This window comes from Enterococcus sp. DIV0703, from assembly GCF_051711065.1.
Taxonomy (GTDB): Bacteria; Bacillota; Bacilli; order Lactobacillales; family Enterococcaceae; genus Enterococcus_B; species Enterococcus_B hirae.
The window spans coordinates 1,295,286-1,315,944 of record NZ_JBIOLX010000001.1 but is presented as its reverse complement, the minus strand read 5'-3'; the positions used below and the strand labels follow the sequence as shown (position 1 = coordinate 1,315,944).

Below are 20,659 nucleotides of genomic sequence, written 5' to 3'. Positions count from 1 at the left end.
AAAAAAACAGGAAAGCTGCGAAGAGCCTTTCCCGTTTTTATCTCTTAATTTAACTAAACGTTTATTTCTTGTCCGACTAATAAGGAATAGTTAGACATCGTCATCCCATTTTTAGCCATTAAGTCGTCAACTGACAAACCAAATTTCTGAGCGATATCCCACAAAGTATCGCCTGAAACGACTTTATAAGTCTGGCTGCCGCTTGTTGAAGAGGTAGTTGACGTAGTAGTCGTTGTGGTAGTACTTGTCGTCGTTGTGGTACCAGAAGAAGGCGTATCAAATCGGGTTAAATTATACGTATTAATCAATGAGTTCAATTTTGCTCCGTAACCCGGATCTGTTGCATAACGACCAGTTAGATATGCTGTCGCATCGTAAAAACTCGTGGTATTACTTTTCCAAACACCAGCATAATGATAGTCTCCAGTTGAAAAACTAGTTGAACGCAAAACGTTGGCATGATCTTGCAGAGATTCCCAATAAGAAGAATATTTACGGAAAGGTTCATTCATCGTGACCCATTGTCCATTAAGATATTCCTTTGTAGCCATATAAACGACTTGACCACTATAACTTCCTTTAACTCCGAATAAATTATAGTTTGGCGCACTTGCCAGGCTAGATGTGCCATAAGCACTTTCTAATAAAGCTTGGGCAATCATGACCGATGCATATAAATCATTGTTTGCAGCCACTTCAGAAGCTGCCCAACCGATTTGATTGATGAAAGCTTGTGGATCTGCAGTCGTTTGTGTGACCTGCTCATCTGCTCGTACATTTTGCGGTGCTGCTGTAACCATCATTGGCCCCACTAAAAGAGTTGTCCCCATCAAAGGAGCAATCGCTTTTTTATTGATCACCATGGTTCTTTTATTCTTTTGGTGTCGGGCACTGCGGGTTTTCAGCTCTTGCATTCGAATTCCTCCTCAAAAAAATAAAAAACTCTTGATAAAGTTTCCATCTTTAAACAATCTTAATTAATTAAATTATACTTTTAATTTATGGGAAACTCAAATCAATCTTTACTATTTTTCTTTTTGTAACACGAACGTAATGTTAAAGAAACATTAAGTAATATTAAACACGAATCATTATTCTAATTTTCTACTACAAAAAAAGAACATCTGAAAATAGTCTCCTTTTTTCAGATGTTCTTAAACGTTTGTCGTAAAACTTCTTTAACTCATTTTATAATTGGTTGAAAGTTGCTACAACATTTTCCACTGTGAAACCAAATTCTTCAAGAATTTTATTTCCTGGAGCAGAAGCACCAAAATGATCGATCGTGATAGTTGTTCCTTCTGTCCCAACATAGCGTTCCCAACCAAATGAAGCTGCTGCTTCAATAGCTACTCGTTTTGTTACGGCTTTTGGTAAGACGCTTTCTTTGTATTCTGCAGATTGTTTTTCAAATAAATCGAAACTTGGCATTGAAACGACTGAAACATCTTTTCCAGCTGCTGCCAATTCTTTTTGTGCTTTGACTGCTAGATCCACTTCAGAACCAGTCGCGATCAAGATACCTTCTGGTGTTTCTCCTTGAGCTGGTGATAGTACATAAGCTCCTTTTTTCACCATTTCGTCTGCCACTTCTTTCGTTGATGGCAGAACTGGAAGATTTTGACGACTTAAAACCAAGATCGTTGGTGTATCAGTCGATTCCATTGCTACTTTCCAAGCAGCGCGTGTTTCATTCCCATCGGCTGGACGAATCACGTGAACACCTGGCATACATCTTACAGACGCTAATTGTTCGATTGGCTCATGTGTTGGTCCATCTTCACCAACCGCCACTGAATCATGTGTCAACACGTAGATGACCGGTGTATTTTGAATAGCTGCTAAACGGACTGCTGGACGTAAGTAATCAACGAAAACAAAGAATGTACCGCCATAGATACGAGTTCCGCCATGAAGCTGGATACCGTTCATCGCAGCTGCCATCGCAAACTCACGAACGCCAAACCAAATATTACGACCTTCATAATGTTCTGGAGTAAAGTCTTTGTCCGCAGTGACCATCGTATTATTCGAACCTGATAAGTCCGCTGATCCGCCCCAGAAATTTGGGATTGCTTTTGATAACTCTTGAATCACTTCTTTGCTTGAAACCCGGCTAGCTTGACTTTCGCCTACTTCATAAGAAGGTAATTCAGCATCCCAGTCAGCTGGAAGTTTTCCAGCAAACGCATCTTCAAATTGTTGAGCTAATTCTGGATAAGCATGTTTATAGTTTTCAAACATTTCTTTCCATTCATTTTCAGCTTTTTGCCCTTCTTCAACCATTGTTTGGTGGAATCTTTCAGCTACTTCTTCTGGAACTGTGAAATCAGGATACTCCCAACCATACACTCCTTTAGCCATTTTAATTCCATCATCGCCAATTGGTGCCCCATGGACAGCAGAAGTTCCTTCTTTAGGAGCTCCGTAGCCGATCACTGTTTTGACTTCGATCAATGTTGGTTTTTCAGTTTCAGCTTTTGCTTCTTCGATCGCTTGATTGATGGCTTCTAAATCATTCCCATCTTTAACCAAAATATGTTGCCAGCCATAAGCTTCATAACGAGCTCCTACATTTTCAGTGAAAGCTTTTGAAGTAGGACCATCTAATGAAATATCATTTGAATCATACAATACGATCAATTTACCTAATTTCATGTGAGCAGCCATTGAACTTGCTTCTTGCGAAACGCCTTCCATCAAGTCGCCGTCGCCACAAAGAGAATAAGTATAGTGATCTACCACTTTGAAGTTTTCTCTGTTATAGGTTGCTGCCAAGTGAGCTTCTGCCATTGCCATACCTACAGCCATAGCGATTCCTTGTCCTAACGGTCCAGTTGTTGCTTCTACTCCGTCAGTATGATTGACCTCTGGATGTCCAGGTGTTTTTGAATTCCATTGACGGAATTGTTTTAAGTCATCGATTGTGACTTGATAACCTGATAAATGTAGTAAGCTGTATAACATTGCCGAACCATGTCCTGCGGATAAGACAAAACGGTCACGGTCAACCCAATTTTTTGAAGTCGTTGGGTTCACTTTCAAATGTTTCGTCCAGAGTGCATATGCCATTGGGGCTGCCCCCATTGGTAACCCTGGGTGTCCAGAATTTGCCTTTTGAACTGCTTCAATACTTAATGTACGGATCGTGTTAACGCCAAGTTGGTCGATTTTGTCGAACAAAATAACCCCTCCTATTAATTTAGGTTTTTTTTACCTTTATTTCTTACTTACTAATTTTATTAGATACGTCTAGAAAAAGCAATGTTTTTTAGTAATTATTACTGAAACTTATTTCCTCGACGATGTAAGCCTTTTTCACGTTGGATTTCTTTCAATTTTTCTGGAGTGACATCGTTACCTTCTGGATCAACGATTTTCATCCCTTCGATATGGTGTCGCATCCCAGAACGAAAAGCAGCCAGATACTCTTCTCTTAACGCCAATTGTTCTTTTTCTTCGTCAGCTGTTAAGCCTTCTGTTTTCTTTTTTTGGGCCAGTTCGTTGATGCGGGTAATTTTTTCCGGTGATAACATAGCAAGTCCTCCTTTTTACTCTACTTCATATTATATAAAAATTACGAAAAAAACAACTAGTATAAAATATTTTAAATACGAACATTTGTTTGAAAGAAGTAGTTTTATGTGGTACTATTTAATTATTAATTGAAAGAAGGTGTACTCTGTGGCCCGACAAACCGAAACCAGACAAATCGAAGTCTTACGATATATCCACGAGCAAGTTTCCCAAAAAGGCTACCCACCAACTGTTCGGGAGATCGGAGAAGCGGTTCAGCTTTCTTCTACCTCCACAGTTCACGGTCATCTTGCACGATTGGAAAAAAAAGGATTTATTCAACGTGACCCTACGAAACCACGTGCAATCGAATTAACAAAACAAGGATTAGCCAAAATAGGGGTAAAACCTTCCACGATTCCAGTGCTTGGTGTGGTCACTGCAGGTGAACCGATTTTAGCAGTTGAAGATGCGTCCGATTTCTTTCCGATCCCTCCTAACCTTTCTTCTGAAGATGGAAGCTTGTTCATGTTGACGATCCGCGGAGAAAGTATGATCAATGCAGGAATTTTAGACGGAGATAATGTAATTGTCCGTAAACAAGAAACTGCCCAAAACGGGGATATCGTGATTGCAATGACCGCCGAAGATGAAGCGACTTGTAAACGATTCTATAAAGAAAAAAATCATTTTCGTTTACAACCGGAAAACGATCTTCTTGAACCGATCATTTTAGATCAAGTCTCTATTTTAGGTCGAGTCGTTGGGCTCTACCGCAGTCATATCTATTAAAGACGATTTTTTTGACTAAACTTAAGTGAAGGTCTTACTCGCATACTCATTTATTTGCAGTAACTGCTATATCTATCAATAAAGACTGAAAAACCCGGGGCAAAGTGTCTCGGGTTCTTTAATGGGCATTAAGATGGATAAACGATGATTAAGTGTCCATAAACGGCCTGAGTTTTTTCTCTTGTGCTTTCCTCACTCCTTAAATAAAATGCACCGATCTCCTACTTTTTTGTCGATCTTTGTCGTATTTCCATTTCGATTTTTTTCATTTGGTACCACTACAATCGTCGTTTACCTACCATGATCTGCGGCATGATTTAGATCAAATACCGCTAACTGCTTTGAATACGGTGAATAAGCAAATGACCTGTGCTGGTTTAAAAAAATTCTGAGTATTACACACATAGATTTCGATCTTTTTTGTTCTTCCCTCTTTACAAAACGAACAAAAGTTCGTATACTAATTATACGAACTTTTGTTCGCATAAAATAATGAGGTGAGAAATCATGAAATCAATGAGACGTCTTGGCTTAGTATTAATGGTATTATTTTTAGGCATTATTATTGGTAATTTTGGTATGCGTACAGCATTGTTGATCTTTGTTCCGTTGTTTGCTTTATGGTTTATGTTGTGGGATGAAAAGAAATACCGTCAGTCTGAACGGCGTCGGATTCATGATGACACTTTTTATCCAGACTCCTATTATCGATCGAGACACTCTTGATCTTGACCCATAAAGAATCCTGAATAACGAAATAAAAAAAACACATATGTAAGAGTCAGAAAACGGCTCATGCACAAAAAAGTAGTCGATTGTTCCCCCCATCAAAAAACAATTGACTACTTTTACAAATACACCTGCACAAACTAAAAATAGTGAGCAAGCGTGCTTAGGATTGCTTCACAAAAAAGAGAGTGGGACAATTAGTCAGAAAAAATCTGATTAACGTCCCACTTCTTTTTACATTTATTTTTAATGTTTATTAAGCAAAAAATCGTTTAATATTCCATCAAGGTGATCATATCATATCCTTCGATTTTTTCACGACCATCTAAGTCCATTAGTTCGATCAAGAAAGCACAGCCAACAACGACACCGCCCAATTTTTCTACTAATTCGATGGTTGCTTTGATCGTTCCCCCTGTAGCTAATAGGTCATCACAAATCAAAACTCTTTGTCCAGGTTGGATCGCATCTTTATGGAGTGTCAATGTATCTGTACCGTATTCCAGTCCGTAAGTTACTTCGATCGTTTCACGAGGCAACTTCCCTTTTTTACGTACAGGCGCAAATCCAACTCCTAATTCGTAAGCTACAGGACAGCCAACGATGAATCCTCGCGCTTCTGGTCCTACAACCATATCGATTCTTTTTTCTTTCGCATAATCTACGATCTGTTTCGTTGCTTCTCTGTAGGCATCTCCATCAGCCATAAGGGGCGAGATGTCACGAAAAATAATTCCTTTTGCTGGATAATCAGGAATACTTGCAATATATTTTTTTAAATCCACTATTTGTCTCCTCCTAGGTTGTTAACCTTTTTTTAATAGAGGGAATATCACTTAACAATAAGAATTCCTCTACTTTAATTTTTTTTATTCGTTGCTGATAACGCACGCTATCAGTCAACGGATGACTTTTGGGATTAGCGATCTTTTGCAAAACGCCATCTTCTATTGTAACAAATTTCAATTCAAAAAACACCTGAATCATAAAAATTAATAATTTTTGTGGTATTTTTAGATATTGAGCAATTGAGCCTAATTTATAGCGAATATCTATTTTTTCTTGTGTATGGATTAGTTTGAACAATTTGGCATATTGTTCTCTTGATCCAACTCCATTCAAATAAGCTTCTTCATAAGAAATCCCTAATAAGTACATTCGATCGAAAGAACCAAAGGCAAGGATTTCTTTTAATATTTCTAAATCATTTGGACAATCAACTACCAGCAAGGAATGATATGAATTATCGTGGATCAACTGCTTGATATGTTCCACACTTTCGAACACGTGGACATTGTCTGTAGCCAGTCCAGAGATTTCTTTTAAAGAAGAGCGATCAAACGCAAGATACAATGTTTGTGGATCAACCTTCGTTAACTGACGGTATCTCTTTGAACGCCAATCAAAAATTTGAAATCCATCAACAACAAAGTCTGATACCAGCAATTGCGGTTTTTTCCGACCGTTCCATTCATTGATAGCTAATTTACCAACGATATCCACTGGATTATTTAACAGCTCAGCTTCTTGGTCGCCAAAACCAAATGCTACCGCATCTAACGGACTAGCTTCTTCCATCAATGTTAACTTCAAATGTTGCTGACTCGTACCAATTCTTTTCACATTTTCAGCCAAGATTTGGCGAAACAGAAAGTGAGGTACCGCATTGTCAGTACCATATGGTGCAAGTAACTTTAATTCATTAAGCAATTCAATGGTTACATCTTTGGGTGTAAGGACTTCGTCGATCGGTAAAGCTGCGCCTTTTGTCAAATCAATTTTTTGTTCGGAAACATACTGATTCATTCGTTTTTGTAATTCTTGAAGATTATCACTAGGCATCGTTAACCCTACAGCAGCATGGTGTCCTCCAAAGAAAGTAAATAAGTCACGCATCGCATCTAACATTTCATATAGATTCAGGGCTTCGACACTTCGACCAGATCCTTTCGCTGTACCATCTTCTTTGATTGTTAAGACGATCGTCGGTTTACCAGTGGCATTCATCAGCTTACCAGCTACGATCCCCAACACTCCCTCATGCCACCCAGGATGGGCAAGAAGGTGGATCTGATTCGTTTCATCAATCATTTCCAATGCTTCTTGGGTAATTTTTTCAACGACTGTTTTTCTTTCTTCATTGATCGTGTTGAGTTTTTTGGCATACGTGAGTGCCGCTTCCTCATCAAAGGTAGCTAGCATCTCGACAGCTGGATTAGGATCACCCATTCGGCCAATCGCGTTGAGCCGAGGGGCAATTGAAAAGCCGATGGTCGTTTCATCTGCTTCTTTCATAGAGACGCCACTTTCATTAAATAAAGCTTGTAAACCGATCCGTTCGGTTTCTTTGATCGTATCTAACCCTAAAGCAACAAGTGTGCGATTTTCGCCTGTCATTGATACTAAGTCTGCAATCGTTCCAATCGCCACTAGATCTAAAAATTCAGCAGGAGGTTCTTCTAATAATGCTGTTGCCACTTTAAAAGCTACTCCGACACCTGCTAGATCAGGAAACGGATAATTCCCTTGTGGATGTCGTGGATGAACGATAGCGTAGGCTTCAGGTAATTCACTGGGCATTTCATGGTGATCTGTGATGATTACATCAACACCTGCTTGTTGCGCATAAGCTACGGCATCGTGACCAGCCACACCATTGTCCACTGTAATGATCAATTGCGCACCTGCATCGATTTTTTCTTGATAAACGGCTTTGTTTGGTCCATAGCCATGGATAAAACGATTGGGTAAAAATGTTTCGACATTGGCGCCGAGTAGCTCCAATGTTTCTTTCATCACTGTCGTACTTGTAATCCCATCTGCATCGTAGTCACCATAAACGACTATTTTTTCACCATTGATCACCGCTTCTTGGATTCGACTGATGGCTTTATCCATGTCATGCATTAAGTAAGGATCATGCAATTCTTGATGTTTGGGATTCAAAAATTCTTTTACTTTCTCTACATCACGATAGCCTCGTTGCCAAAGTAATTTGCCAATAAAAGGCGATAGATTCTCTTGCTTTATACTTTGAAGAAACATTTCAGTCGGTTCTGATTCACTTAATTGCCAATCATAATTTGCTTGTCTCACTTGCTCACCCCTAACCTAGTTATTATAGCAAACGAAAAGTTTAAAAAAAAGAAGAAAGATAGCCACAAACACATTAAAATGGTCTTCAAAAAGTCGTTACTCACTTTTTGAAGACCATTTGACAAACCCGAAACTCAGCCTTTTACCTTTCAGCCAAATGTAACAATGGTTCCTGCCATCTTTTATTTTGATCTCGTTCATGAAACTTTAGTCAAAATAATTATAGCTTTGCTTTGCTGAAATTTTCTGCGTATCAGATGTTGTCGACTGCGCTTGTTGTAGTTGTTTTTTCGTTGCTTGTAATTCTGCCTGATAAGCAGCTTCTAATTCTGCTCGTTCATTTCGGAATGTTCGTTGTTGCTCTTCCTTTGCTTCAGCAATTTTTTTATCAAGATTCTCTTGATAATCTGATAGTTCCTGCTTTAATTGTTTGATTTGTTTTTTCTGTTGCCATAAAGTGGTTGATGCAGTAACAAAAACAATCAATGCACCAATAATCGCCGAACCAATGATAACTAAAATCAATGGTGCAGAAAATGAAGCAATCCCAAAGTTAACAGGAACATTTCTATTGTTTAATACAGCAAATACGACAATAATCAAGACAAGCAAAAATCCAATAATCACACTACTTTGTTTTTTCATACTCTTTCACCTACTTTTTATTAAAAATCCCACTTGCGAGGTAGTCGCCAATAGTCGGAAAGAGAGTGTAAAATTTAGCCGCTATTTCAAGAAGGACAGGACGATTCACTTCACGCTTTGGATGTTCCATTGTTCGTACAATTGTTTTTGCTAGTTTCTCCGGTTCTAAAACAAGTTGACTAACTTTTTCTAAATAACTGCCGGTAGGATCAGCTTTATCAAAAAATTCAGTAGCAACCGGTCCTGGATTCACCGTAGTGACTGCCACTCCAAGTGGTCTTAATTCTAATCGTAAGGCATTAGAAAAGCCTAAGACAGCAAATTTTGTTGCTGAATAGATCGTTGATTTTGCCGTCGCCATTTTCCCAGCCATTGAAGCAATATTGATGATATGTCCTTGCCTTCTTTCAGCCATATCAATCGCAAATTTTTGAGTTAGGACCATCATTCCTAGTACATTTACTTCAAACATATCGTAAGCTTTTCCTAAATCGAAAGTTAAAAAATCTTCAAAAATGCCAAAGCCGGCATTATTGACTAACACATCTACACGTCCGACTGTTTGCATCACTTGTTCATAGAGCCGATCGACGCTGTCAGGGTCACTCACATCTACTGGAAAAGCATAGGCTTCCTTTCCGCTTAATCTCTGACATTCTGCTTTAACCTCATCAATCAATTGGCTTCGTCGAGCACAAGCAATGACGATGGCACCTTTTTTTGCAGCTTCATAACAGATTTGAGCGCCCAATCCACCAGAACTACCGGTAACTAAGACAACTTTATTTTCTAAATTCATTCTTTTCCTCCTCACGAAATGGAATATCGACAGTATCAAAATCTTTCATGATCCTTGTATTTCCAAAGACCTCACGTGCCTCTTCTTCTAGTTCTTGCGCAGCTTTTCCTAAATAGCGCGCACTAATATGGGTTAATAACAAACTTTTCGCTGCTGCTTCTTTAGCTACTTCAGCCGCTTGATAAGTCGTCGAATGGAAGTAGTTCTTTGCCAGCTTGGCTTCATTTTTGTTAAACGTACTTTCATGAACCAAAACATCACAGTCTTGGGCCAACACGACTGAATTTGCTGTCTTCCTCGTATCACCTAAAATCGTAACGATCCGCCCTTTTTTGTCTGGTCCCACAAACTGCTTCCCGTCCACAACCCTTCCATCAGGTAATTGAACAGATTCTCCTTTTTTCAACTTTCCATATATTGGTCCAGCCGGAATATTCAGTTCTTGTAATTTTTCAACTTGAAGCTCTCCTTTATGGTCATGTTCCACAACCCGAAAGCCATAGCTGGCAATTCCATGATCTAATTTTTTAGTATAGACAGAAAAATGCTGATCTTGAAAAATCGGCTGATCTTCAACTAACTCGATGAATTTCAACGGATAGCCTAAACGTGTTTGCGAAACAGCTAACGAAGTTTTGACAAATGTCTCGATTCCTTTTGGTCCGTAGATCTCCAAGGGCGTATCTCCCCCTTGGAATGAACGACTGCTTAACAAGCCTGGCAACCCAAAGATATGGTCACCATGTAAGTGAGTAATAAATATCTTTTCAATCTTTCTTGGACGAATGTTGGTACGTAAGATTTGCATTTGCGTTCCTTCACCACAGTCAAATAACCAGACTTCATTTCTTTCATCCAAAAGTTTTAATGCAATACTGGTAACGTTTCGATGTTTGGCAGGTACCCCTGCACCAGTTCCTAAAAATTGTAATTCCATAATCTACCTGACTTTCTTTAAACTCACTATTAATTTTATGGGAAATGTGTCGGATAATCAACCGAAAGTCCGTATTGCTTCCTAAATAATTGCATTTTTATTGGTACTAAAAAAAGAAAAACGCCTTTTTCACGCGTTTCTCTTTCTTTATTCTGTTCGTCTCTTTATTGAGGATGTTTGTCTTTCCACGATTTCCGTGCCGTTTCTTGTGTTTGTTTTTCGACTTCTTTGGCAGCGTGGACGTCTTCTTCGACCTCTTCATAATCTAAGCGAGTAATTTCGCCACCTAAATCCATCATGACTAATTGGTTCAAAGGACGATTATCTTCTTCTTCAGCAATCAAAATCAAACCGGTTGCTCCTTCGCCAATTTTATTGCCCACAAAATCAAAAACTGTCTGAGCATCTTGGATTTCTTTGGCATCCTGCGTAGCACCGATCATCCCGCCAGCAAACCAGCCTAAAAGAATCCCTAGTGGGCCTCCCAAGACACCGACTAACATTCCGATTAAACCACCTTTTGAAGATTTATTGTTTCCAGTAAAATCCAAAAAATCCTCTATTTTGAATTGATGCGTTCCATTAGGATCATGACTAATCACTGCCATTTGTTCACCCTTGATGGCACGAGAAGCGTGTAATCGTTTGATTTCAGAAAATGCTTGGTAAGCTTGACTCTCTACAGGGAAATTCAAAATAATCACTCGTTTGCTCATAAAAACACTCCTCTATTCATTTTCTTTATTCTAACTTTTATTTTAAAAAAACAAAAGGAAAAACCCTTTAATAAATAACACATAAGAAATATAAATTTTTCCTATTAAAAAATCTTTCTGAATACTATTGGTGATAGCTTAAAAATTTTTACCAAAAGACAAATCCTACCATTGCTTAAACCAAAAAAGCGCCAAACCATTTTTCTGGTTTGACGCTTTGTTGATATTGAGTGTTAACATGGGCTCTTTTCATGAGCATACGTAATCTTATTCGACAAACTCAAATTCAAATTCACCAATTCTCACTAGATCGCCATCTTTTGCTCCACGGGCACGTAAAGCTTCGTCAACGCCCATTCCTCTCAACTGACGAGCAAAACGCATAACAGTTTCATCGTGATCGAAATTCGTCATTTGGAATAGTTTCTCAATTTTTTCTCCTGATAAGATCCAAGTAGCATCAGGATCGCGATCGATTTTAAATTCTGGCCCTTCTGGATTGAATCCGTATTGAACTGTTTCTTCTTCGATTTCTTCATCATATAACGGAAACTCTGGTGTTACTTCTAGAAGATCCGCTGTCGCATTCAGCAATGGATCAATGCCTTTTCTTGTTACCCCTGAAACTGGAAAAATCGGCATATCGTCTGCAAATTCATCTGTTTTTTCTTTATTAAGCTGCTCTTTGAATTTTTTCAAATTTTCTTCTGCGTTTGGCATGTCCATTTTATTGGCTACAATTATTTGAGGTCGTTCCAATAAACGAAGATTATAAGTAGACAATTCATGGTTGATCGCCAAATAGTCTTCGTAAGGATCTCTGCCTTCCATCCCACTCATATCAATCACATGTAAAATAACACGAGTACGTTCGATATGACGTAAAAACTGCGTTCCTAAGCCAACACCTTGAGAAGCTCCTTCAATCAATCCAGGAAGGTCCGCTGCTGCAAAACTGCGTCCATCGCTAGTTGTTACCATACCAAGATTTGGTACTAATGTCGTGAAATGGTACGCGCCGATTTTAGGCCGAGCAGAAGAAATAACTGAAAGCAGCGTTGATTTACCTACAGATGGAAAGCCAACCAGCCCAACATCAGCCAAGACTTTTAGTTCTAATTCGATTCTGCGTTCTTGACCTGGTTCGCCGTTTTCTGCAATTTCTGGTGCTGGGTTTCGTGGAGAAGCAAAGCGGATGTTTCCTCGTCCCCCTCGACCGCCTTTAGCAACGACTAAGGTTTGACCATTTTCAATCAAATCGCCTAACAAAGCGCCTGTTTCAGCATCACGGACAGTCGTTCCTTGAGGGACTTTTACATAAGTATCTTCTGAACCCCGACCGTGCATCCCTTTACTCATTCCGTTTTCTCCTGGCTGTGCTTTAAAATGGCGATTGAAACGAAAATCCATTAATGTACGTAAACCTTCATCAACGATCAAAATGACGTCACCGCCACGACCGCCGTCACCACCAGCAGGTCCTCCATCAGGTACATATTTTTCTCTGCGAAAAGCGACCATTCCGTCGCCGCCTTTACCGGCCTTCACATCGATGGTTACTTGATCTAAAAACATGGACATCTTTAAGTCCTCCTATTTTAATTATCTATTATTCATTTGACTGCCTGAATTTCCACAATAAACAAAAGTCTTATTTATTTTATCGGTCAAAAGCTATTTTGTCTATCGTTTCAATTAAACTTTCCAGGTTTTGTTCATTTTTTCTATTCTACTTAAGGAAATTGTTTCAAAGATCTCCTAGTGCTTTTCACCTCTCAGACCATTTTATCACTTTACTTTTGTAAGTATCTTTTTTTGACAAATTTTGTGAACAGGAGGAAAATGACAGTGTATTAATCAAGGATGCGAAGTTTGCACCCTCAATATCACTAAAGGAGGAACTTTTGATTATGACAGTAAAAGTAGGTATTAACGGATTTGGACGTATTGGACGTTTAGCTTTCCGCCGAATCAAAGAAGTATCTGATGATATTGAAGTCGTAGCAATCAATGACTTAACTAGCCCAACAATGTTGGCACAGTTGCTACAATTTGATTCAACTCATGGAACCTATCCCGGTACAGTTACTGCAACAGAAGACTCAATCGTAGTAGATGGTGAAGAAACGCGTGTCTATGCTGAACCAGATGCAAGTAAAATCCCTTGGGTTAAAGAAAACGGGGTCGATATCGTACTGGAATGTACTGGTTTTTATACTTCGGAAGAAAAAGCACAAGCCCATTTGAACGCTGGGGTAAAACGTGTAGTGATCTCTGCTCCTGCTGGTGCAATGAAAACTATCGTATACAATGTAAATGATGATACGTTAGATGCTAATGATAAAATCATTTCGGCAGGCTCTTGTACGACAAACTGTTTAGCACCGATGGCTTATTTCTTAAATAATGAATTTGGTATCGAAGTGGGGACTATGACTACCGTTCATGCTTATACTTCTACACAAATGTTATTAGACGGACCAGTAAAAGGTGGAAATTTACGGGCAGCTCGATCAGCAGCTGACAACACGATCCCTCACTCAACAGGTGCGGCAAAAGCAATTGGCTTAGTTATTCCAGAGCTTCAAGGGAAATTGCAAGGTCACGCACAACGAGTACCTGTAGTGGATGGTTCATTAACAGAACTAGTTTCCATTTTAAAAACAAAAGTGACCGCTGAACAAGTGAACGAAGCGATCAAGAAACATACTGAAGACAATCCATCATTTGGTTACGATGATCGTCAAATCGTCTCCGGTGACGTAATCGGTACCACACAAGGTTCGATTTTCGATCCAACTCAAACAGAAGTCACAACGGCTGGCGATTACCAACTCGTAAAAACCGTTGCTTGGTATGACAATGAATATGGCTTCACTTGTCAAATGATCCGTTTGTTGGAAAAATTTGCTAATCTTTAATCGCCAAAAGATCACACGTTTTCAAAGATAGAAAATAGAGACCGTTTGAACGACTCGTTGAGTGGTTCAAACGGTCTCTTTGTCTAGTTCTTCTAAACTGGTTCAAAAAGAACGAGTGATGGTAAACCTTATCATCTCTCTTGATCAAAGATAGAATTTTTATAAACGTCCCTTATTTGCGAATTACTAGCTCGTGTTTTTTTCACTTTCTTTTGAGCAAAGTGTTCTGGATAAGCTATTTTCAATGCTCTTTCTTCTCCTAAATTATTCGCTAACTCTGTATTTTTTCCACTCAATTTCTCAAGATCATTAATATAAACATAACGCCCTAACTGCATTGTACTTGAAAAAATAGCAAAATCTACTGCGGCAGAAAAATGATGAAATCCCTGTTTTGATTTTAAATAAGCACTTTGATCAATGATATAATCCGTAACTTTTCCTCCATTGCTAATTAAAGATAAATCCCTTTGAAGGATAAAGTCACTTTTGTTCTTATCGTTGCTCTTATTGAGTGCTTGTGCTAGTTCTGATAGGTTAGATTTAGAAATTTCAAATTCATGTACACAAGGTAACAGACCATTTACTTGCGTTCTTTTTTGATAGTAACCTGTGGGATCAACCACTGAAACGATAAAGTTCCCGAAAGTATTTTTCCGTATCACACAACCAAGATTCTGTTTTTCATGAGGACCCTTGTCCTTCAACTTGATCTGAATATCATGAGAAGTAACTAGAAAAGAAGTTGGATCGCCTGGCATTAATCGAGAGAGTTCTTGTACAATCGAATTTTTTTCTAACTGATAATACTTACTATATTGAAGTGAACGGCTAATTGCTGCCACTTCATTTGGCAGAACAATCCCTCTTGACTGTTTTAATTGTTCTTCTGCTTTCTCAAATATTTCTTTTGGTTCCCGCAGCTCAGCTAGGTAAATCCCTCTGTCTTCTACTTCTACTGAATCTTGTCTAGACAGCGATTTTCTTTGTTGAGAAGTTGTGAGTATTGTATCTTCAATTTTTGTTTTCCAATTCTTATCCATATTTTCCACTTGTTCAGTTTTATTATGTACAATAACCATCGAATGAAGAAGATCTTCCGAATATTGTAATTGGTTCATCCTCTTAAGTGCTGCGTAATGAAACTCATTCATCAAACGTTTATGATTATTTTGTTGAGTTGCTGGTGTAAGATTGAAGTAATCCATTTGGGGCTTCGTTTGTTCATCAATGGCCTTAACCTTCTGACCTTGTATTTGACCGCTCTTTTGAACATCCTCATGAATTTGATCAATAGCATTCCCATAAAAAATGTAGTCAACAGTGTAATATAGTTGCGGAAGTAAGAAATGAAATTTTTTTGAATGTGATATATTCTTTGCCGTTTCTTTTATTTCTCGTTTATTCCTAAGATTCTCAAATTTATCCACTAGTGTAGTCATATTCTCATGGCTAGAGTGTAATGGCGTGCCCAATAGATTGGCTAACTCTTTGGTTTTGTCTTGATCGACTGCGTATTTGCGAATCGTGAGCTCTTGGTCATTCGAAGTTACCAATGTAACGAGATATTTATTGTTTTGATTTTGGATAATTGCTCCTGTTAAACTAGTGTATACAGGCTCGTTTTCAGTGGTGTCCTTAATCAACTCTTTTTCCTCTTTATGTAACGGTCTCCCACTTAGGAGTGGTAATACGAGAAAACGAGCTTTATCTCCACTTAAGTGTAAGAGTTCTTGTTCTATTTTTTGTGTCTCTTGGATAGCATCGCTACTCCGTTCGAATGAATCGTACATTGTAAACTGACCTTTTTCTTCAACTAAACTTGTTATGTTAGGATTGGCACTCACATTGATCATATGACTCCAATTTTTCAAATACTCTTTAAACATCGCTTTCGTCTCATTCAAATCAGGAATATGCCGAATATCTCCAACTGGAAGATCAAAAAATTGTTCATACATTTTGAAATTTCCAAATTTGTCTTGCTTATTTACTTCAATCGGAGGTTTTTTTTTGAATAAACGTTTTGTACGGTTCACAATTGAATGTTTAGTATCTTTAGAGGATATTGAATTGACTAATAATCGTGCGCGCAAAGCTTGTTCTAGTTCTAGTTTATTTGCCAGTGGCATTTTTTCGCTCCCTTTCTTGAGATCATTTTTTATAATAAAAATCGTTTCGTACGATTGATTCGCTTTTTTTCATGAAACGATTTTATATCCGTTTTTATGTCAAAAAGGCTCCTAAATTCATTTTCTCTATTTTCATTCTTCACAATGTATTTTTCGATAATGACAGAAAGGTTCCTCTTTGCCTATTCTTGATTTTCGTTCGTTTTTTTGTCTGATTTATGTAAAATTCTCAACCATATATGTAAGCAGTCACCCATATTTCTATTGTGAACGGATGACTGCCGGTAAATAAAAAGAATGAGTTCTCTCTATTAGAATCCTAAAATTATTTTTGTATTAGCTATTAGCAAACAACTCATTGGACATATTTTGCTAAAAACTCTTTGACGGTTTGCTGATACTTTTCTGGGTCTGCCTGATACGCTTTTGCGTGTTCGGCTCCCTTGACCACGTATTTTTCTTTTGGTCCCTTAGTTGCAGCATATACTTTTGCTAACATATTATAGGGAACGAATGTATCCGCATCACCATGGATAAATAACATTGGTTTCGTATTTTTAGTTAATTGATCAACGGCACTTGCTTCCCCAAAAAAATACCCTGCTCGAATTTTTGTAATCAAGCTAGTCACTTGGATCAATGGAAAAGAAGGTAAGTTGAACATATCTTTTAGTTGATATGCAAGTTCTTCATCAACTGACGAATACCCACAGTCTTCGATGATCGCTTTCACGTTATTTGGTAGCTTCTCACCGCTCGTCATCATCACAGTTGCAGCACCCATACTTACTCCATAAAGCACGATTTGTTGCGACTGCCCTGTTTCTGCTATGATTTTATCGATCCATTGGACGTAATCTTTTCGCTCTGGCCAACCGAATCCGATATAATCCCCTTCACTACGCCCGTGGCCTCGAGCATCTGGAACTAACACATTGTAGCCTAAATCATGAAACATTTTTGCATAATTTGCCATTGTTTCTGCATTCCCCATATAACCATGGGCAACAATAACTGTTTTATCACTTTTCTTTTCTGCTGGCAGATAGATCGCAGACAATTTCAAATGATCTATTGATGTTAGATGCCAGTAAGTGCGATTCTCTTTCTGATTGAACCACTTTGTCGCCTCGTTTTCTTTTGTTGTTTGAGAAGTTCCCGGCGTATCGTTTTCTAAAAAATCCTTTTCTGATGGGACAACTGCATAATTATAAAAATAGTTGCCTGCAAATAATAGAACCACTATCACGACAATAGCAATTCCGATTACTATTTTTGTCAAAAGTTTCATCGCTTTCCTTCCTTATTCCATTATTAATACTAATTCTTGATTAAGTATAAACAAAGAAGTTATTCGATGCAATCCTTCCAAGAGTAAATATAAAGCTCCACATCACCCATTTCTCTTCAAATTTCATTATAAATGGTTGTAAAAAAACCATCTTCACACAACTAATCTATCAAGATCAGTCTTGTTATCTCAGAGACATAACATCTTGACAAATTATTTAGACTAATCAATTTTTCAATCATTTTTACAAAAAAACTTCAAAACCAGTAGAATTAACCGGCTTTGAAGTTTCCCCGATGGTTCTTAGCTTTTAAACAAAAATAGTTTAAAAGTTAGGAACCATTATTTTTTATTTTCGATCATTTTAAAACTTGACCACGGTTTTAAGAAGTCTAATAAGAACAATTCATCTTCTGAAATACGTCCGACTACATTCACACGACCGTCATTTTTCATCTCTTTTAGCGCAATTTGAGTTTCACCTTTGTATTGGTCATACCCCACATTATCAATCAAGACATCCCCGCGAGACATGTCCCGGGTATTATGTGGTGGGAATGGTTTATCTTTATAGTAGATTCGTGTCATTGTTGATCGAAGGATATATTCTGAACGATCACCACGATAGCTGTGGAGATTATCAAACAAACAAATCCGTTCATCTTCGGTGATATCTTCTTCAACATCTACTTTCAACGTTGGATAATCTGCATTAAATGCTTCTGCCATCGCTTTTAGTTCTTCCTCGCTTGCATAAGCATTACCGATAGAAATATCATCGATCAAACCCGTAAGCATCAAGTGCTTGACTTGTGTAGAAATCTCTAAGTTTCGATGATCTTCAAGCGAACACAAACCGTCTTGCGTTGGCCATGGTCCGAAATCAGCGGTTTGAGAATTGACGAATGCCATTGTATTCAAATTATAATTTCTAAATTTTTCTGAGCAATACACAAAATGATCATAACTCAAACCAGAATAGCGATGAGGGTAAAAATTATGAGACCCTAACAAATTATTAGTATTCGGAGAATAACTCATGATGTTGTCAACATAACTAGTTCCAGAACTCATATTAATCTCAATCTTAATACCGTATGGATTGCGTGTCATTTTTGCTTCTTCAGCTCCCGTAAACCCGATATCTAAACGGATGCCGTACGCTCCCATCTTATGGAAAAAGGAAAGATCATCGTAGGATATCCCTAATTGTTCAAATAATGCTGGATTGATATCTACCATAACTTCCATTCCTAATTGGTTCGCATATTCCACAACTTTAGAAAAATCAGCTAAAACCTTCTCTTTGTCATCTTCTATTTGTAATAAGCTAGTAAATACACGTTTGAATCCATATTTATGTGCTAAATCCAAATATGCTTTGTCCTTTTTGAACGTTGAACGTTCCGGATAAATCGAAATACCTAATTTCCCCATCAGTTGAATCCTCCCAAAATCTTTTTTGTATCCACTTACATTATAACAAAAGCGCTTTAAATGGTCTACACCTTTGAGAAAAGTGATCATAAACGAAGAAATTATGAGAAAAAGAATAGGTAAATTGATCATTATTTGTTATCATTATAGATAACAAACTGATTATCTTTGAAAGGAACCAAAAATGAAAACAAAAAAACTTCTTTTAAGTATGGGATTGGTTGCAACCCTACTATTTGCAGCAGGGTGTAATCAAAGTGAACCAAAAACAAACACTTCTGAAACAACAAGTTCAACAGAAAAAACAACGGAAAGCAGTACAAAAGAAAGTGTCGATTTAAACGCACTCCCTCTTCCTCAATTGAGCAATGAGGTCGCTGCCAATGAAGATCTGGTTGAGATGGTCACATCAAAAGGGACAATCAAAATGAAATTATTCCCTGAATTGGCCCCTAAAGCAGTTGAGAATTTTATGACACATGCTAAAGATGGCTATTACGATGGCTTGACTTTCCACCGAGTGATCAAAGATTTCATGATCCAAGGAGGCGATCCTAAAGGGGATGGTACTGGCGGTGAAAGTATTTGGGGCAAAGGATTTGAAACTGAAATATCTAACCAGCTTTACAACATCCGCGGAGCTTTATCCATGGCACGTGCCCAAGATCCTAACAGTAATGGGAGCCAATTTTTTATCGTCCAAAACTCAGATGATATGCATGACGGACTATTAAAAGATGATTACCCTCAAGCAATCATCAATGCGTATAAAAATGGTGGCTATCCTAGTTTAGATGGTGAATATACGGTCTTTGGACAAGTCATCGAAGGAATGGACGTTGTAGATAAAATCGCAGAGGTTGAAACAGATGCCTCAGATAAACCAAAAGAAGCGGTTAAAATTGAAAAAATCAATATCTTACAAGAAGCGAAAGAATCATAAGACGAATCATTAAGTAAAAGCCGAAGAATAACGAAAGGTACTCCATTGCCCTTCGCTGTTCTTCGGCTTTTACTGATAACTGGGTCCTTGTAAATTCTGCTTTTATAAAAAAAGCCGCTTTACCCAATTAAGCATCTTTGTTCACAATAAAAGTAAACTCACACTCACAAACTTTTTTATCCTCGACATAAGCCGCAGATAAAGCGGTCCCTACTGCACCCTTCATTTTTGTGATTTCAAAATGACATTTCATCACGTCACCAGGAACCACTTTCTGGCGAAATTTCGCTTTGTTAATCCCACCGATATACGCTCTTTTGCCTAAAAATTCTTCTGATTTTAAAATCAGAATCGATCCAGCTTGCGCTAAGGTTTCTAGAATCAATGCACCAGGCATTACTGGATTATCAGGAAAGTGTCCTTGGAAGAAATCTTCATTGATCGTTACATTTTTCGTTGCGACGATTTTCTTTCCTGGTTCTAAGGTATCGACATAATCGATATAGCATATTGGATAACGATTGGGAATCAAGTCCATTACTTCAGTAGCTGATAATACGTAAGACATAATATACTCCTTCTTTTGGCTAATTGCCTTGATTATTACTTTGATTATCAAAGTATCATATTCTTAAATTTTTAGCAATCTTTTTTTATTATTAAAAAAAATAGTTTGACAATCAAAGCATTTTGACTAATAATAGA

The 20,659-nt window shown here is 37.9% G+C and carries 18 protein-coding genes; 4 read left to right on the top strand and 14 right to left on the bottom strand.

The genetic code is table 11. The features are described 5' to 3' along the window. Positions 1-53: 53 nt before the first annotated feature. From IGK81_RS05955 to IGK81_RS05945, 3 genes are all read right to left on the bottom strand, one after another. The gene (locus IGK81_RS05955; RefSeq protein WP_034697803.1) at positions 54-914 is read right to left on the bottom strand and encodes a glucosaminidase domain-containing protein; all 861 of its coding nucleotides are present in this window, start codon (positions 912-914) and stop codon (positions 54-56) included. Positions 915-1,188: 274 nt separating this feature from the next. Then, positions 1,189-3,183, bottom strand: a complete 1,995-nt coding sequence (gene tkt / locus IGK81_RS05950) for a transketolase (protein WP_034697800.1) — start codon at positions 3,181-3,183, stop codon at positions 1,189-1,191. A 98-nt stretch (positions 3,184-3,281) separates the two neighbouring features. After that, positions 3,282-3,536, bottom strand: a complete 255-nt coding sequence (locus IGK81_RS05945) for a DUF896 family protein (RefSeq protein WP_034697797.1) — start codon at positions 3,534-3,536, stop codon at positions 3,282-3,284. Positions 3,537-3,684: 148 nt separating this feature from the next. Between IGK81_RS05945 and lexA the strand changes: the two genes are divergently transcribed. Together lexA and IGK81_RS05935 are read left to right on the top strand one after the other, a co-directional pair. Next, entirely contained in the window at positions 3,685-4,308 is a 624-nt protein-coding gene (gene lexA, locus IGK81_RS05940) for a transcriptional repressor LexA (protein ID WP_010719259.1), read from the top strand. A 507-nt stretch (positions 4,309-4,815) separates the two neighbouring features. Then, positions 4,816-5,034: a hypothetical protein gene (locus IGK81_RS05935; protein WP_010719260.1), complete on the top strand. Its 219-nt coding sequence runs from the start codon at positions 4,816-4,818 to the stop codon at positions 5,032-5,034. A gap of 275 nt (positions 5,035-5,309) precedes the next feature. Here the strand turns inward: IGK81_RS05935 and IGK81_RS05930 are convergent, their stop codons facing one another. The 7 genes from IGK81_RS05930 to obgE all read right to left on the bottom strand — a co-directional run bounded on the left by IGK81_RS05930 (position 5,310) and on the right by obgE (position 12,811). Then, entirely contained in the window at positions 5,310-5,822 is a 513-nt protein-coding gene (locus IGK81_RS05930; protein ID WP_010719261.1) for an adenine phosphoribosyltransferase, read from the bottom strand. 13 nt (positions 5,823-5,835) lie between these two features. Next, on the bottom strand, positions 5,836-8,133 hold the full coding sequence (recJ, locus tag IGK81_RS05925; protein ID WP_034697793.1) for a single-stranded-DNA-specific exonuclease RecJ: 2,298 nt from the start codon (positions 8,131-8,133) through the stop codon (positions 5,836-5,838). 207 nt (positions 8,134-8,340) lie between these two features. After that, positions 8,341-8,778, bottom strand: a complete 438-nt coding sequence (locus IGK81_RS05920; RefSeq protein ID WP_034697790.1) for a LapA family protein — start codon at positions 8,776-8,778, stop codon at positions 8,341-8,343. Positions 8,779-8,788: 10 nt separating this feature from the next. Beyond that, positions 8,789-9,577, bottom strand: a complete 789-nt coding sequence (locus IGK81_RS05915) for an SDR family NAD(P)-dependent oxidoreductase (protein WP_010737503.1) — start codon at positions 9,575-9,577, stop codon at positions 8,789-8,791. After that, positions 9,561-10,514 (bottom strand): ribonuclease Z, encoded by a 954-nt coding sequence (rnz, locus tag IGK81_RS05910; RefSeq protein WP_034697787.1) that lies wholly within the window; start codon positions 10,512-10,514, stop codon positions 9,561-9,563. Before rnz ends, IGK81_RS05915 begins: the two co-directional genes overlap by 17 nt. A 164-nt stretch (positions 10,515-10,678) precedes the next feature. Next, positions 10,679-11,230: a hypothetical protein gene (locus IGK81_RS05905; RefSeq protein ID WP_010737501.1), complete on the bottom strand. Its 552-nt coding sequence runs from the start codon at positions 11,228-11,230 to the stop codon at positions 10,679-10,681. A 267-nt stretch (positions 11,231-11,497) separates the two neighbouring features. After that, entirely contained in the window at positions 11,498-12,811 is a 1,314-nt protein-coding gene (obgE, locus tag IGK81_RS05900) for a GTPase ObgE (RefSeq protein WP_010719267.1), read from the bottom strand. A gap of 329 nt (positions 12,812-13,140) precedes the next feature. Between obgE and gap the strand changes: the two genes are divergently transcribed. Then, the gene (gap, locus tag IGK81_RS05895; protein ID WP_010719268.1) at positions 13,141-14,151 is read left to right on the top strand and encodes a type I glyceraldehyde-3-phosphate dehydrogenase; all 1,011 of its coding nucleotides are present in this window, start codon (positions 13,141-13,143) and stop codon (positions 14,149-14,151) included. Positions 14,152-14,282: 131 nt separating this feature from the next. Here the strand turns inward: gap and IGK81_RS05890 are convergent, their stop codons facing one another. The 3 genes from IGK81_RS05890 to IGK81_RS05880 all read right to left on the bottom strand — a co-directional run bounded on the left by IGK81_RS05890 (position 14,283) and on the right by IGK81_RS05880 (position 19,011). Then, positions 14,283-16,283 (bottom strand): hypothetical protein, encoded by a 2,001-nt coding sequence (locus tag IGK81_RS05890; protein ID WP_232622367.1) that lies wholly within the window; start codon positions 16,281-16,283, stop codon positions 14,283-14,285. 355 nt (positions 16,284-16,638) lie between these two features. After that, positions 16,639-17,574 (bottom strand): alpha/beta hydrolase, encoded by a 936-nt coding sequence (locus IGK81_RS05885; protein ID WP_034697773.1) that lies wholly within the window; start codon positions 17,572-17,574, stop codon positions 16,639-16,641. Between the two features lie 342 nt (positions 17,575-17,916). Continuing rightward, positions 17,917-19,011 carry a DUF871 domain-containing protein gene (locus IGK81_RS05880; RefSeq protein WP_010719272.1) on the bottom strand — a complete coding sequence of 365 codons (1,095 nt, stop codon included), beginning with the start codon at positions 19,009-19,011 and terminating at the stop codon, positions 17,917-17,919. Positions 19,012-19,195: 184 nt separating this feature from the next. On the opposite strand from IGK81_RS05880, the gene IGK81_RS05875 reads away from it, so the two are divergent. Continuing rightward, the gene (locus tag IGK81_RS05875; RefSeq protein WP_010719273.1) at positions 19,196-19,954 is read left to right on the top strand and encodes a peptidylprolyl isomerase; all 759 of its coding nucleotides are present in this window, start codon (positions 19,196-19,198) and stop codon (positions 19,952-19,954) included. A gap of 127 nt (positions 19,955-20,081) precedes the next feature. On the opposite strand, the gene fabZ is transcribed toward IGK81_RS05875, so the two are convergent. Continuing rightward, positions 20,082-20,522 carry a 3-hydroxyacyl-ACP dehydratase FabZ gene (gene fabZ / locus IGK81_RS05870; protein ID WP_010719274.1) on the bottom strand — a complete coding sequence of 147 codons (441 nt, stop codon included), beginning with the start codon at positions 20,520-20,522 and terminating at the stop codon, positions 20,082-20,084. Between the last annotated feature and the right edge of the window lie 137 nt (positions 20,523-20,659).

Bases quoted from the DNA above. Each gene is read 5' to 3' on its own strand.
- IGK81_RS05955 (WP_034697803.1), bottom strand. From the start codon at position 914: ATGCAAGAGCTGAAAACCCGCAGTGCCCGACACCAAAAGAATAAAAGA.
- IGK81_RS05945 (WP_034697797.1), bottom strand. From the start codon at position 3,536: ATGTTATCACCGGAAAAAATTACCCGCATCAACGAACTGGCCCAAAAA.
- IGK81_RS05935 (WP_010719260.1), top strand. From the start codon at position 4,816: ATGAAATCAATGAGACGTCTTGGCTTAGTATTAATGGTATTATTTTTA.
- IGK81_RS05920 (WP_034697790.1), bottom strand. From the start codon at position 8,778: ATGAAAAAACAAAGTAGTGTGATTATTGGATTTTTGCTTGTCTTGATT.
- IGK81_RS05915 (WP_010737503.1), bottom strand. From the start codon at position 9,577: ATGAATTTAGAAAATAAAGTTGTCTTAGTTACCGGTAGTTCTGGTGGA.
- rnz (WP_034697787.1), bottom strand. From the start codon at position 10,514: ATGGAATTACAATTTTTAGGAACTGGTGCAGGGGTACCTGCCAAACAT.
- IGK81_RS05905 (WP_010737501.1), bottom strand. From the start codon at position 11,230: ATGAGCAAACGAGTGATTATTTTGAATTTCCCTGTAGAGAGTCAAGCT.
- obgE (WP_010719267.1), bottom strand. From the start codon at position 12,811: ATGTCCATGTTTTTAGATCAAGTAACCATCGATGTGAAGGCCGGTAAA.
- gap (WP_010719268.1), top strand. From the start codon at position 13,141: ATGACAGTAAAAGTAGGTATTAACGGATTTGGACGTATTGGACGTTTA.
- IGK81_RS05890 (WP_232622367.1), bottom strand. From the start codon at position 16,283: ATGCCACTGGCAAATAAACTAGAACTAGAACAAGCTTTGCGCGCACGA.
- IGK81_RS05885 (WP_034697773.1), bottom strand. From the start codon at position 17,574: ATGAAACTTTTGACAAAAATAGTAATCGGAATTGCTATTGTCGTGATA.
- IGK81_RS05880 (WP_010719272.1), bottom strand. From the start codon at position 19,011: ATGGGGAAATTAGGTATTTCGATTTATCCGGAACGTTCAACGTTCAAA.
- IGK81_RS05875 (WP_010719273.1), top strand. From the start codon at position 19,196: ATGAAAACAAAAAAACTTCTTTTAAGTATGGGATTGGTTGCAACCCTA.
- fabZ (WP_010719274.1), bottom strand. From the start codon at position 20,522: ATGTCTTACGTATTATCAGCTACTGAAGTAATGGACTTGATTCCCAAT.